The organism is Agrobacterium sp. SORGH_AS_0440 (genome assembly GCF_031453135.1).
Classification (GTDB): domain Bacteria; phylum Pseudomonadota; class Alphaproteobacteria; order Rhizobiales; family Rhizobiaceae; genus Agrobacterium; species Agrobacterium pusense.
This window is the reverse complement of sequence record NZ_JAVIYR010000002.1, coordinates 126,104-138,759: the sequence shown is the minus strand read 5'-3', so window position 1 is coordinate 138,759 and position 12,656 is coordinate 126,104. Positions and strand designations below refer to the sequence as shown.

The window sequence follows — 12,656 nt, the reverse complement described above, 5'->3', positions numbered from 1 at the left end:
CACCACGCGGCCTACTGGCTAATCGCCTTCGTTTTCACGGCCTCGATGTGGAAGGCAGCCGCCAGGAGCGCCCGGGTATAGTCCTGCTGTGGACTGGCGAAGATTTCCGCCGCCGGGCCGCTCTCCACCACCTTGCCGTGACGCATGACGATCAGGTCGTTGGCAAGTGCCTTCACCACCTTCAGGTCGTGGCTGATGAAGAGATAAGCGAGCTCATGCTTTGCCTGGAGATCACGCAAGAGATCGACCACCTGCGCGCCTGCACACTCATGTCGAGTGCCGATGTCGGCTCGTCCAGCATGACAAAACGGGGTTTAAGCACCATGGCACGGGCAATGGCGATGCGCTGGCGCTGGCCGCCGGAAAATTCATGCGGATATCGCCAGCGGGTGGCCGGATCGAGACCGACCTCTTCCAGCGCGGTGGCGACGCGCGTATCGCGTTCGTCGGCAGACAGCGACCGCTCATGCACCTTCAAGCCCTCGGCGACGATCTCACCCACCGACATGCGCGGGCTGAGTGAACCATAGGGGTCCTGAAACACGACCTGCAGCCGGTTCCTGAGCGGCTTCATCATCTCATAGGAATAGTGGTCGATCGACTGGCCGATGAAGCTGATACGTCCTTCAGATGCGATCAACCTGGAGAGCGCGAGACCAAGGGTTGTCTTTCCGGACCCGGATTCCCCGACCACACCCACCGTCTGGCCGGCACGCAGCGTGATATCGATACCGTCCACCGCCTTAACATGGTCGACAACGCGACGCATCAGCCCCGCCTTGATGGGAAACCAGACCTTGATATCGTCGCCCTGCATGACCACAGGCTTACTGCTGTCGGAAACCGGTGGCTCGCCCTTGGGCTCCGCCGCCAGCAGGTGGCGTGTATAGGCATGCTGCGGATCGTTGAAAACCTGTTCGACGGTCCCGGTTTCTACGATCTTCCCCTTCGTCATGACGCAGACGCGGTCGGCAAATTTACGGACGATGCCGAGGTCATGGGTGATGAACAGCATGGACATGCCGTGTTGCTTTTTCAGATCACCGAGGAGTTCAAGAATCTGGGCCTGAACCGTCACGTCCAACGCCGTCGTCGGCTCGTCGGCAATCAGCAGTTTCGGCCGGTTTGCCAGCGCCATGGCGATCATCACACGCTGCCGCTGGCCACCGGACAATTCGTGCGGATAGGCTTTCAGGCGTTTTTCCGGTTCACGGATACCGACCTGGCGCAGAAGCTCCAGTGTGCGTTCACGCGCCTCGCTCCCCGTGATTGCCTGATGCAGCTCAAGGATCTCTCCGATCTGACGCTCGATGGTGTGGAGCGGATTGAGCGAGGTCATCGGCTCCTGGAAGATCATGGTGATGTCGTTGCCGCGCACCGCACGCAGGGAGCGCTCCGGCAATGTCAGCATGTCCTTACCATCGAACAGGATTTGTCCCGAGGGGTGGCTTGCTGCCGGATAGGGCAGCAGTTTCAAGATGGAATTGGCCGTCACCGACTTGCCAGAGCCGGATTCGCCGACAAGGGCAACGACTTCGCCCGACATCAGATCAAAAGACACGTGATCGACCGCAACACTTGTCGCGCCGCCCTGGTGGAAGGCGACAGAGAGATCACGAACGGAGAGCAGCGGCTGGATATTTGTTTCCGTCATGGCGATCACCGGAACGTCTTGCGTGGATCGAAGGCGTCGCGAACGGCCTCGCCGATGAAAATAAGGAGCGACAGCATGATGGACATCGTGAAGAAGGCCGTGAGACCGAGCCAGGGCGCCTGAAGGTTATTCTTGCCCTGCGCAATCATCTCGCCCAGCGACGGCGATCCCGGCGGCATGCCGAAACCGAGAAAATCGAGCGAGGTGAGTGTCGTGATCGACCCTGAGAGAATGAAGGGCAGGAAGGTCAGCGTCGCCACCATGGCATTGGGCAGAAGGTGTCTAAACATGATCGTCCAGTTGCCGACGCCAAGTGCGCGGGCGGCACGGACATATTCGAAGTTTCTGGCACGCAGGAATTCGGCGCGGACAATGCCGACGAAGCCGACCCATGAGAAGAGCAGCATGATCCCAAGCAACACGAAGAAGCCGGGCGGCAGAATGGCCGCAATGATGAGCAGGATGTAGAGCACCGGCATGGACGACCAGATTTCGATGAAACGCTGCAAAAGCAGGTCCGTCCAGCCGCCGAAATAGCCCTGAATGGCGCCGGCGGTGACGCCGACAATGGCGGAAGCAATGGTCAGCGTCAGGCCGAACAGCACGGAGATGCGGAAGCCGTAGATCATCCGCGCCGTGACGTCGCGGGCCTGATTGTCGGTGCCGAGCCAGTTCAGATTGCCAAGCGTGCAGCCGGGATCGGCATCGCCCTGCGGATAGGCCGAGCAGCGCTCCTTTTTATCCATCAGCCAGAAAGGTGCCGTGGGCGCGGAATGCGGAATATTGGAATTGACCGTCTGGTAGGAGTAGCGGATCGGTGGCCAGATCATCCAGCCATTGGCGTTGATCTCGTCCTGAATGAAAGAGGATTTGTAGTCGGTCTGGGCCAGGAACCCGCCGAATTTCTCCTCCGGATAATCCACCATGACCGGCACCAGCAGCTCGTCCTTGTAGGAGGCGAGGATGGGTTTGTCATTGGCGATAAATTCCGCCATCAGGCTCAGGAAAAACAGGATCAGGAACAGCCAGAATGACCAGTATCCACGGCGGTTTGCCTTGAAATTCTGCCAGCGGCGCTTGGTCGTCGGCGAAAACCACGGGCGCTTGGGATTTACCAGCGTCTCGGTTCCTGCAGGATGAGCGAGCGACATCACACGTCCCTCCGCTCGAAGTCGATACGCGGATCGATCCATGTGTAGATGAGGTCAGAGAGCAGGCCGACGACAAGGCCCATCAGCGAGAAGATGAACAGTGTGCCGAAGACGATCGGGTAATCCCGGTTGACGACCGAGAGATAACCGAGGCGGCCGAGACCATCCAGCGAGAAGATATTCTCGATGAGCAGCGATCCGGTGAAGAAGGCCGAGATGAAAGCACCCGGAAAGCCGGCGATCACGATCAGCATCGCGTTGCGGAAAACATGCCCATAAAGGACCTTGCGCTCGGTGAGACCCTTGGCGCGGGCAGTGATGACATATTGCTTCTTGATCTCGTCGATGAAGGAATTTTTGGTCAAAAGCGTCGTTGTCGCAAAGGCGGAGAGCGACAGCGCGATCAACGGCAGGGTAAGATGCCAGAAATAGTCGATGATCTTCTGCCACCAGTTCAGCTGGTCAAAATTGTCCGAGACCAAGCCGCGCAGCGGAAACCAGTCGAAGAACGAACCGCCGGCGAAAAGCACGATGAGCAGGATGCCGAACAGGAAGCTTGGCACCGCGTAACCGATGATGATGATGCCTGAGGTCCAGACATCGAAGGTCGAGCCATCGGAAACGGCCTTCCTGATGCCGAGCGGAATGGAAATCACATAGGATATGATGAGAATCCAGAAACCGAGCGAGGCTGAGACCGGCAGCTTGTCAATGATGAGATCGATGACCGACGAATTGCGGAAGAAGCTGTCGCCGAAGTCGAAGCGAATGTAATTCCACATCATTTCAAGGAACCGGGTGAGCGGCGGTTTGTCAAAACCGAACTGCTTTTCGAGCTTCTTGATCAGCTCCGGATCGAGCCCCTGTGCACCGCGATATTTCGAACCGCTTTCATCGAAGCCGCCTGATTGCCCCATGAGATCGCCGCCGCCCGAGAGCCGGTCGGAGGCGCTGTCGCCCTGACCCGTCAGCTGCGCGACGACCTGTTCCACCGGCCCACCCGGGGCGAACTGGATGACAAGAAACGAAATGCCCATGATGCCGATGATGGTCGGGATCATCAGCGCCAGACGTCTGAGGATATAGGCGCCCATCAGCCTCTTCCCCCAGCCGTTCGGTCAGCGATTTTCGTCTCGGTCAAGCCCGGTCCTTTCCTCAAAGCGGCGTCACGCGCATTTCAAGCGATTCGTCTCGGCCTATGTGAATCAAGCCTTGATCGCGAAAGCAAGGCCGGCGTCATTTTCCAGCCTGGCTGGACCACCAGGCTTCAGGAAAACCGATGCCATATTCGGGCAGGTTTTCCGGGCGGACAATCGTGTTCCAATAGGCGATGAACAGCTCGCCGCGGTAGAATTGCGGAATGACATAGCTGTTGGCGAGCAGCACCCGGTCGAGCGCCCGGGCAGCAGCGACCTGCTCATCGCGATTGGGCGCAAAAATGACTTTGCGCACCAAAGCATCGACGGCCGGGTTCTTGATGCCGGCGAGGTTGTTCGATCCCTGACGATCAGCAGCCGCCGAACCCCAGTAATCGGCTTGCTCGTTACCCGGATTGGCCGACGTCGCCCAGAGCTTGACGATAATGTCGTAATCGAAGCTGCGGGTGCGGTTGGTGAATTGCGAGGCATCGACTGTGCGGACGGTCGCGTTGATGCCGATTTTCTTCAGACTTTGGACATAAGGAAGGATTGTTCGTTCCATGCCGGCGGAATCAATCAGGAATTCCATATCGAGTTGCTGGCCGGTTTTCGCATTGACCATGCGATTGCCGCGCAGTTCATATCCCGCCTCCTTCATCAGCCTGACGGCTTCGCGCAGATTGTCGCGTTGCTTGGCCGGATCGCCCGCCACCGGATTCTTGTATTCCGTCGTGAAGACCTCACGTGGAACCTGATCCTTGAGCTCCTGAAGCAGCTCCAGTTCGCGACCCGTCGGCAGGCCTGACGAAGCCAGTTCGCTGCCCATGAAGAAGCTGTTGATACGCTGGAACTGACCGTAAGCCAGCGTGCGGTTGAGTTCCTCAAAATCGAAAGCATAGTTCAGCGCCTTGCGCAGTTTCGGGTTCTGGAACTTTTCCCGCCGCATGTTCGGCACAAAGGCCTGCATGATGCCGACGGAACGGTAGATGTTCGGCAGCTCCTCCTTTTTGACCCGACCGTCTTTGACGGCGGGAAAATCATAACCCGTGACCCAGCGGCTGGAGGAAGCCTCCCGCGCGAAATCGATCGTGCCCGATTTAAACGCCTGGAATTCCACGTCCTGATCGGCAAAAAAGGTGTAGGCGATGGTTTTGAAGTTGTTCATCCCGACATTTACGTTGACGTCCTTGCCCCAATAATCGTCACGGCGTTCATAAGTGATGGTCGATCCGGGGGCGACGGCAGCGATCTTGTAGGGGCCGGAACCCATCACAGGCTCCAGCGTGCCGCGCGATATGTCACGCGGTTTGCCGTCCGGGCCCGCGCCCTCCCACCAGTGCTTGGGAACGATCAGCAATTGACCGACGATCTGCGGCAGCTCGCGATTGTTCTTTTCATCGAAGGTGAAGGTGATGTCCCTGTCACCGCTCACCTCCGCCTTGGTGACGTGGGTGTAATAGGTCGCAAGCTGCGGGCTCAGGTCCTTGGCTTTTTCGAAGCTGAACACGACATCCTCAGGCGTCACAGGCTTACCATCCGCCCACTTGGCCTCCTGACGCAGGCGGAACGTCGCTTTGGAGATATCCTCGGGATAGCTGACGCCTTCCGCCAGCAAACCATAGGAGGCCGAGAGTTCCTCTTCCGTTGACTTCATCAGCGTATCGAAGACGAGCGAAAGGCCCGTCGCAGCCTCGCCCTTCGCCAGCAGCGGGTTCAGCGTATCGAAGGTGCCCGATGTGGAGAGGCGCAACGTGCCGCCTTTTGGTGCATTGGTGTTTACATAATCGAAATGGTCAAATCCATCGGGATGCTTCAGCTCCCCGACCGTCGAAATCCCCTTTCGCCAGACATCGCCCGACTGGGCGGAAGCCGCCGCCGGCATCAGGAGGGCGGACGCCATAAGGGCGATAAGAAGTCGGGATTTCAGTGGTGCCAATATCATCGGGTCAATGTCCCTGTTTTTGTGCCTGTTGCGGAGAGCATAAAAGAAACATTGGCAAAAAACAGATGCGCTGTCTCACAAGCTCTTTATCAGCGTCGTTATCCCGCCCTGAAGGGCAACACGAAACACGGTTTTAACAAAATCCCGTTCCAGTTTATTCTAGGGGCAAGAGAATCAACTGATCGGACGGGCACGGCTATATGACGGCGGGATCATCGAGAATTTTCAAGGCGACCATGCTGGCGATGTCGGTCGTCTCGTCGCTGCAGTTGCAGATCGAAACCGCATCGGCCGAAGACAGGCCCGCAAAAGAAGTGTTCGGCCACATGGCGCTGCCTTCCGCCGCCGCATCGCAGCCGATCGGCTCCTATGCCAAGGGTTGCCAGTCCGGCGCAGTCGCCATGCCAACGGATGGTCCCGGCTGGCAGGCCATGCGCCTTTCGCGCAACCGGCGCTGGGGCCAGCCGCAGTTGATTTCCTTCCTTGAGCAATTTTCGCAGGACGCCCAGAAAATCGGCTGGCCGGGCCTGCTGCTTGGCGACATTTCCCAGCCGCGCGGCGGTCCGATGCTGACAGGCCATGCCTCGCACCAGATCGGCCTCGATGTAGATGTCTGGTGGCGGCCCATGCCCACGCCCCGGCTCACTGTCGAACAGCGCGAAACGGTGCCCTTCATCTCCATGCTGGACAAGAGCAAGTTTCTGACGGTTGACGACCGCAAGTGGTCGCCGCTGAATGCACGGCTGGTGATGATGGCGGCAAGTTACCCGCAGGTGGAGCGTGTTTTCGTCAACCCGGCGATCAAGCAGAAGCTCTGCCAGACCTGGACCGGCGATCGCACCTTCATGGGGAAGATCAGGCCGATCTACGGCCATGACGAGCATTTCCACATCCGTCTCGAATGCCCGCCCGGCGCGCCGAACTGCAAGCCGCAGGCCGCCGTCGGCAAGGGCGATGGCTGCGACAAGTCTCTTGCCTGGTGGTTCACCAAGGAGCCATGGGCGCCGCCGAAAAAGGACCCCACTGCCAAGCCGGTGAAACCGCGTCCCGTCATGGTTTCCGACCTGCCCGCTGCCTGCGCCGCCGTGGCCGCCGCTCCTTCCGCCAACCCCGAGGGGATTGCAGCCCAGGCTTATTCAACTTCGCCGACCCAGGCCGTGCGCCAGCAAAGCGTGGAACAGGTCATTCAGGCGGCCCCCGCCCTGCAGCCGCCTTCGGATATTCCACTTCCGACCCAGCGCCCGACATTGAACTGAAACAGAAATGAGGCATTCAACAGCTTCCCTTTTCAAATGGCGGCAAGCTGTTATAGAAGGCTTCAAATCGATTTAATTCTACGGGGACGGGCTGGGACCATGGAAGGACAACGCTGTATCGCGCTCATCGCTCACGACGAGAAAAAGGACGATATGGCGGATTTCGCCCGTCATCATCAGAAGGCGCTTGCCAATTTCAAGATTGTCGCAACCGGCACCACCGGTGGACGGGTGCAGGAAGCCTGCCCCGGGCTTGAAGTCATTCGCCTCAAAAGCGGCCCTCTCGGCGGCGACCAGCAGATCGGCGCGATGATCGCCACTGGCCAAGTGGACATGCTGATCTTCTTTACCGATCCACTGACGGCAATGCCGCATGATGTCGACGTGAAGGCTTTGACGAGGCTTGCCACGGTCTATGATATTCCCATGGCGCTCAACCGCGCCACCGCAGAAAATCTCATCGACTTCCACGTCGCCAACTGACCCTCCCACCATGGAACAGGCAATGCCGAAGACGTCCGATACCGAATATCTGTCCTTTCCAATCCTTCTTGGCGACATCGGCGGCACCAATGCCCGCTTTTCCATCCTGATCGATTCCTTTGCGGAGCCCGTGCACCTCACGACGGTGAAGACGGCGGAATACCCAACCATTGACGACGCCATCCAGCAGGCTGTTCTGGACAAGACCTCACTTCAGCCCGTCTCGACCATTCTTGCCATTGCCGGCCCGATCGAAGGTGACGAGATACCGCTCACCAACTGCCATTGGGTCGTCAAGCCGAAGGGAATGCTCGCCAATCTCGGCCTGAAGGACGTCATCGTCATCAATGACTTCGAGGCGCAGGCGCTCGCGATTGCGGCTCTGGACGACAACAACCGCGACGCCATCGGCTCCGGCAAAAAAGACGTGCTGGCCTCCCGCGTCGTTCTTGGACCGGGCACGGGACTTGGTGTGGCCGGTCTGGTTTATGCGCGCCATATGTGGTTTCCGGTTCCGGGCGAAGGCGGCCATATCGATATCGGCCCGAGAAGCGCGCGTGACTACGCGGTTTTCCCGCATATCGAAACCATCGAAGGTCGCGTCGCTGGCGAACAGATTCTGTGCGGGCGCGGGCTGGTCAATCTTTACCGCGCCGTCTGCAAGGCCGATGGCATCGAAGCCGTCTTTTCCGATCCGGCCGATATTACCGCGCAGGGGCTCACGGGCGAGAATGCACATGCCAAAGAAACGCTTTCGCTTTTCAGCACCTATCTCGGCCGCGTGGCGGGCGACCTCGCGCTTATCTTCATGGCCAAGGGCGGCGTTTATCTCGCGGGCGGCATTTCGCAGAAGATCATTCCGGCGCTCAAGAGCCCGGAATTCCGGACCGCCTTTGAAGACAAGGCGCCGCACAGCGCGCTGATGCGGACCATCCCCACCTTCGTCGTCACTCACCCGCAGGCGGCCCTTTCCGGCCTCGCCACCTATGCGAGAACACCTTCCGATTTCGGCCTGGCGCTGGACGGGCGGCGCTGGAGGGTCTGATCGCCCGAACCGTTCCGACGTGATGCTTGCGAAGCGGGCGGACGGTCTTTAACGTCACTGCGGAATCAAACATCCGATACCGGCGGGCTCCGATCCGCCCGACATGAGAAGTGAGTGACAGCATGGGCAGCAGCGGCATGAAACTGGTGGTGGTCGGCGCGGCGGGCCGCATGGGACAGGCGTTGATCCGCCTCATTCACCAGACGCCGGGCGTTCAGCTGCATGCTGCGGTCGCGCGCGAGGGTTCGGCCTTTGTCGGCCGCGATGCCGGGGAGATTGCCGGTCTCGGCCCCATCGGCGTCGAAATCACCAGCGATCCGCTGCAGGCATTTCTCCACGCCGAAGGGGTGATCGACTTCACTTCACCGGCAACCAGCGCCACCTTTGCCGGTCTCGCTGCACAGGCCCGCATCGTGCATGTCATCGGCACCACGGGCTGCGCGCAGGAAGATGAGGAAAAATTCAAGGCGGCGTCGCGCCACGCTCGCATCGTCAAGTCGGGCAATATGAGCCTCGGTGTCAACCTGCTCAGCGTCTTGACGCAGCAGGCGGCGCAGGCGCTGGACGCGGAGAACTGGGATATCGAAATCCTGGAAATGCACCACAAGCACAAGGTGGATGCACCTTCCGGCACAGCGCTGCTGCTGGGCGAAGCCGCCGCCGCCGGCCGCAACGTCGATCTTTCCACGTCATCCGTTCGTGTGCGTGACGGCCATACCGGGGCGCGAGAGACCGGAACCATCGGCTTTGCCACACTGCGCGGTGGTTCGGTGATCGGTGAACATTCTGTCATCTTCGCCGGCGAAGGCGAGCGCGTCGAACTTTCCCATTACGCCGGCGACCGCTCCATCTTCGCGCGCGGCGCGATCACGGCAGCGGTCTGGGCCTTCGACAAGAAGCCCGGTTTCTATTCGATGCTGGATGTGCTGGGGTTGTCGCAGGCGGAATAGTCTTCCACCTCGATTTTGACCCTAGTTTTCCACCGTGAATTCGACCGTATCGGCCGAGAAGCGGCTGATGGCGTATTGCACCGGCACGCCGTCCATATCTGCGTTCAGTGCCTGGGTTATCAGCAGGATGGCGCCTGGCGACAATTCGAGATCGGCGAGATCGCGCGTATCCGCGTGACTAGCAGAAATGACGGTCGAAATACGCACGTAGTCAGCCACGCCAAGCATCTTGAACGCAGCCGTAATGGAGCCGCTTTTCTGATAGGCCTCTCCTATTCCGGCAAAACGGTCGGCGGGGAACCACGTGGTCGAGCGGGAGACCGGGCGAGTATCCGCCTTTCGGAGCGTTTCGAGACGTATGAGCGGCGTACCCAGCGGCAATTGCAGTCGCGCCGCCAGATCGGCATTGGCCGGCTCGGTGATGTGGGAAAGCAGCAGCGCCTCCATTTCCTTTACCTGATCGCCGATGCCAGCCGTAAAGCGCGTGCGTAGCGATATCGGAAAGCTCAAACGCTCCTTGCGGGCGATGATCGTGCCGCGTCCCTGCATCGGCTCGAGTATGCCCTCGCTCGCCAGTGCGGCAATGGCACTCCGGACAGTATGGCGGTTGACGCCGAATTTTTGCGCCAATGTCATTTCTGGCGGTAACATTCCGGTTTCGTCGTGATCACCAGCGGCGATTTCGCCTCTGATCCGGTCGGCAATCTGCCGCCAGAGCGCCACTCCATTCTTTCTTTTCATCGTTGCCGAAGGGCTCATGTCACACGCTTGTCATTCATCGCCATTACTTGTAGCTTATATTGTATAGTTGTCTATATCAATAGACATTAGAGGTCAAGCGATGACGAACGATGCGGCAGACATACACGCAGGCAGAAAAAGAGCGGCAGCGCTCCTTGCCCGTGCCACGGTTCAGGAACTTGAAACGGCCTGGAACCGCCAGGGTGAGAACCCCAAAACGGAAACCGTACGCGGGCCGGAAACCGGGCTGGTGATGGTCAAGGGCCGGATCGGCGGTGGCGGCACTCCTTTCAACCTCGGTGAAACGACAGTCACCCGGGCGACGATCAAGCTGGCCTCCGGCACCGTGGGTCATGCGCATGTTCTCGGCACCGGTCGCAAAAAAGCCTGGTACGCCGCCGTTTTCGATGCGCTCTGGCAGGAAAGCCCGACACGGGATTTCATCGAGACCGAGCTTCTCTCGCCTCTCGAAAAAAGGCTGACCGCAGAGAAAGAGCGGACAATGAAAGAGACTGCCGCCACACGGGTCGATTTCTTTACCATGGTTCGAGGAGAAGATTGATGGGTGTCAAGGCCGAAGCACTGACGGGCGGCTTCTCCGACGCCGTCTTCGATTCCCAACGGGTTTTCAAAAAACTGATGGACGGCATGGCCCGTCCGGGCACCACACAGGCGGTCGAAACAGCAGTCTTTCCGCCGCTGCCGCTTGCCGCGGCGACCGGAGCGGTTCTGCTGGCGCTCTGTGACCATGACACTCCGGTCTGGCTGAGCAGCGCACTGCGAAAAACCGCTGTCCCCGGCTGGATCGGTTTTCACACTGGCGCAGCTGCGACAGAAGAAAAGGGCACGGCACATTTCGCGGTCTTCGAGGCCGGCAGCGCCATTTCGTCCTTCGGTCTCTTCGCCCTGGGAAGCCAGGAATATCCCGACCGTTCCACCACGCTCATCATCGAGTTGCCTGATCTCGATGGCGGTCGGGAACTGCAGCTTTCCGGCCCTGGCATCCGCCACGTCAACGTGATCAGTCCTTCCGGTCTGCCCGACATATTCCCGAGGCTCTGGGCGGAGAACAACGCCTTCTTCCCGCGCGGCGTCGACGTGATCCTGACGGCTGGCGATAAATTCGTCTGCCTGCCGCGCACGACGCGCATCAAACTCGTGGAGTCATAAGATGTATGTTGCTGTCAAAGGCGGTGAAACCGCCATCGCCAATGCCCACCGGCTTCTGGCCGACAAGCGGCGCGGAGACCGGGACTTGCCTGCCATGACGGTCGCGCAGATCGTTTCACAGCTTTCGCTCGCTGTCGACAGGGTAATGGCGGAAGCGTCTCTCAACGATCAGTCGCTCGCGGCCCTTGCCATCAAGCAGGCGCGCGGCGACATGATCGAAGCCATCTTTTTGCTGCGTGCCTACCGCACCACGCTGCCGCGCTTCGGTTACTCGGTACCGGTGGACACAGCTGATATGACGGTGAAGCGGCGCGTTTCCGCGACTTACAAGGACCTGCCGGGCGGACAATTGCTGGGGCCGACCTTCGATTATACCCACCGCCTGCTCGACCCCTCTCTTCTCGAAGACCAAACGGTCGAAGCAGCAACCCAGCGGGATAGCGAGCCGGAACATGTCATGCGCGTTTCCGATATTCTCGGCCAGGAAGGGCTGATCGAAAGCGATGGCGAGTTGCCGGACGACCATATTGCCGGTGACCTGACGCGGGAACCGATGGAATTCCCGATGTCGCGCGATCTGCGCCTGCAATCACTGGCACGCGGCGATGAGGGTTTTCTTCTGGCGCTCGCTTACTCCACGCAGCGCGGCTACGGTCGGACACATCCTTTTGTCGGCGAGATTCGCATCGGTGAAGTTGAAATCCAGCTAGACGTACCGGAACTTGGCTTCGCGGTCTCACTGGGCGATATCCAGGTTACCGAGTGCCAGATGGTGAACCAGTTCAAGGGTTCGTCCAAGGCCCCTCCGCAATTCACGCGCGGTTATGGCTTGGTGTTCGGTCAGAGCGAGCGCAAGGCGATGGCCATGTCGCTGGTCGACCGTGCACTACGCGCCGGCGAATTCGGCGAAGATGTCGTAGCGCCGGCGCAGGACGAAGAATTTGTCATCTCACACGCCGACAACGTGCAGGCAACGGGCTTCGTCGAACATCTGAAACTGCCGCATTACGTGGATTTCCAGGCTGAACTCGACCTCGTCCGAAAAATGCGTGCTGATTTCGAAGCGACGAACGCGAATGGCGCGGAATGGATGGGCGATGCGGCCGAATGACTCAGCGGCTGCGC

11 protein-coding genes and 1 pseudogene are annotated in these 12,656 nt (G+C 59.5%); 7 read left to right on the top strand and 5 right to left on the bottom strand.

Annotated features, from left to right (window positions below):
- Positions 1-11 precede the first annotated feature (11 nt).
- The 4 genes and pseudogenes from QE453_RS09890 to QE453_RS09875 form a co-directional block, all read right to left on the bottom strand.
- Positions 12-1,654: pseudogene (locus tag QE453_RS09890) on the bottom strand (ABC transporter ATP-binding protein).
- 5 nt (positions 1,655-1,659) lie between these two features.
- On the bottom strand, positions 1,660-2,805 hold the full coding sequence (locus QE453_RS09885; RefSeq protein ID WP_309776980.1) for an ABC transporter permease: 1,146 nt from the start codon (positions 2,803-2,805) through the stop codon (positions 1,660-1,662).
- The gene (locus QE453_RS09880; RefSeq protein ID WP_022555406.1) at positions 2,805-3,899 is read right to left on the bottom strand and encodes a microcin C ABC transporter permease YejB; all 1,095 of its coding nucleotides are present in this window, start codon (positions 3,897-3,899) and stop codon (positions 2,805-2,807) included. Before QE453_RS09880 ends, QE453_RS09885 begins: the two co-directional genes overlap by 1 nt.
- Before the next feature lie 142 nt (positions 3,900-4,041).
- Positions 4,042-5,886, bottom strand: coding sequence for an extracellular solute-binding protein (locus tag QE453_RS09875; RefSeq protein WP_309776979.1), 1,845 nt, complete (start codon positions 5,884-5,886; stop codon positions 4,042-4,044).
- Between the two features lie 200 nt (positions 5,887-6,086).
- Between QE453_RS09875 and mepA the strand changes: the two genes are divergently transcribed.
- From mepA to dapB, 4 genes are all read left to right on the top strand, one after another.
- Positions 6,087-7,142, top strand: a complete 1,056-nt coding sequence (gene mepA, locus QE453_RS09870) for a penicillin-insensitive murein endopeptidase (protein ID WP_174150581.1) — start codon at positions 6,087-6,089, stop codon at positions 7,140-7,142.
- A 99-nt stretch (positions 7,143-7,241) separates the two neighbouring features.
- The gene (locus QE453_RS09865) at positions 7,242-7,625 is read left to right on the top strand and encodes a methylglyoxal synthase (protein ID WP_004439265.1); all 384 of its coding nucleotides are present in this window, start codon (positions 7,242-7,244) and stop codon (positions 7,623-7,625) included.
- Positions 7,626-7,647: 22 nt separating this feature from the next.
- Positions 7,648-8,670 carry a glucokinase gene (locus QE453_RS09860; protein ID WP_184285137.1) on the top strand — a complete coding sequence of 341 codons (1,023 nt, stop codon included), beginning with the start codon at positions 7,648-7,650 and terminating at the stop codon, positions 8,668-8,670.
- Positions 8,671-8,792: 122 nt separating this feature from the next.
- Positions 8,793-9,620, top strand: a complete 828-nt coding sequence (gene dapB, locus QE453_RS09855; protein WP_184285136.1) for a 4-hydroxy-tetrahydrodipicolinate reductase — start codon at positions 8,793-8,795, stop codon at positions 9,618-9,620.
- 21 nt (positions 9,621-9,641) lie between these two features.
- Here the strand turns inward: dapB and phnF are convergent, their stop codons facing one another.
- Positions 9,642-10,379, bottom strand: a complete 738-nt coding sequence (gene phnF, locus QE453_RS09850) for a phosphonate metabolism transcriptional regulator PhnF (RefSeq protein ID WP_004439262.1) — start codon at positions 10,377-10,379, stop codon at positions 9,642-9,644.
- Between the two features lie 82 nt (positions 10,380-10,461).
- Between phnF and phnG the strand changes: the two genes are divergently transcribed.
- From phnG to QE453_RS09835, 3 genes are read left to right on the top strand one after another with little or no spacing between them, the layout of a single operon-like run.
- The gene (phnG, locus tag QE453_RS09845) at positions 10,462-10,923 is read left to right on the top strand and encodes a phosphonate C-P lyase system protein PhnG (RefSeq protein ID WP_309776977.1); all 462 of its coding nucleotides are present in this window, start codon (positions 10,462-10,464) and stop codon (positions 10,921-10,923) included.
- Entirely contained in the window at positions 10,923-11,531 is a 609-nt protein-coding gene (gene phnH / locus QE453_RS09840; RefSeq protein WP_004439258.1) for a phosphonate C-P lyase system protein PhnH, read from the top strand. The genes phnG and phnH overlap by 1 nt, the downstream gene beginning before the upstream one ends.
- A 1-nt stretch (position 11,532) precedes the next feature.
- A complete protein-coding gene (locus QE453_RS09835) occupies positions 11,533-12,642 on the top strand; it encodes a carbon-phosphorus lyase complex subunit PhnI (protein WP_309776975.1) in 1,110 nt (369 codons plus the stop codon).
- The last annotated feature ends 14 nt before the right edge of the window (positions 12,643-12,656 follow it).

Excerpts from the sequence above, each read along its gene's own strand:
- QE453_RS09885 (WP_309776980.1), bottom strand. The coding sequence starts at position 2,805 with ATGTCGCTCGCTCATCCTGCAGGAACCGAGACGCTGGTAAATCCCAAG.
- QE453_RS09880 (WP_022555406.1), bottom strand. The coding sequence starts at position 3,899 with ATGGGCGCCTATATCCTCAGACGTCTGGCGCTGATGATCCCGACCATC.
- QE453_RS09875 (WP_309776979.1), bottom strand. The coding sequence starts at position 5,886 with ATGATATTGGCACCACTGAAATCCCGACTTCTTATCGCCCTTATGGCG.
- mepA (WP_174150581.1), top strand. The coding sequence starts at position 6,087 with ATGACGGCGGGATCATCGAGAATTTTCAAGGCGACCATGCTGGCGATG.
- QE453_RS09865 (WP_004439265.1), top strand. The coding sequence starts at position 7,242 with ATGGAAGGACAACGCTGTATCGCGCTCATCGCTCACGACGAGAAAAAG.
- QE453_RS09860 (WP_184285137.1), top strand. The coding sequence starts at position 7,648 with ATGCCGAAGACGTCCGATACCGAATATCTGTCCTTTCCAATCCTTCTT.
- dapB (WP_184285136.1), top strand. The coding sequence starts at position 8,793 with ATGGGCAGCAGCGGCATGAAACTGGTGGTGGTCGGCGCGGCGGGCCGC.
- phnF (WP_004439262.1), bottom strand. The coding sequence starts at position 10,379 with ATGAGCCCTTCGGCAACGATGAAAAGAAAGAATGGAGTGGCGCTCTGG.
- phnG (WP_309776977.1), top strand. The coding sequence starts at position 10,462 with ATGACGAACGATGCGGCAGACATACACGCAGGCAGAAAAAGAGCGGCA.
- phnH (WP_004439258.1), top strand. The coding sequence starts at position 10,923 with ATGGGTGTCAAGGCCGAAGCACTGACGGGCGGCTTCTCCGACGCCGTC.
- QE453_RS09835 (WP_309776975.1), top strand. The coding sequence starts at position 11,533 with ATGTATGTTGCTGTCAAAGGCGGTGAAACCGCCATCGCCAATGCCCAC.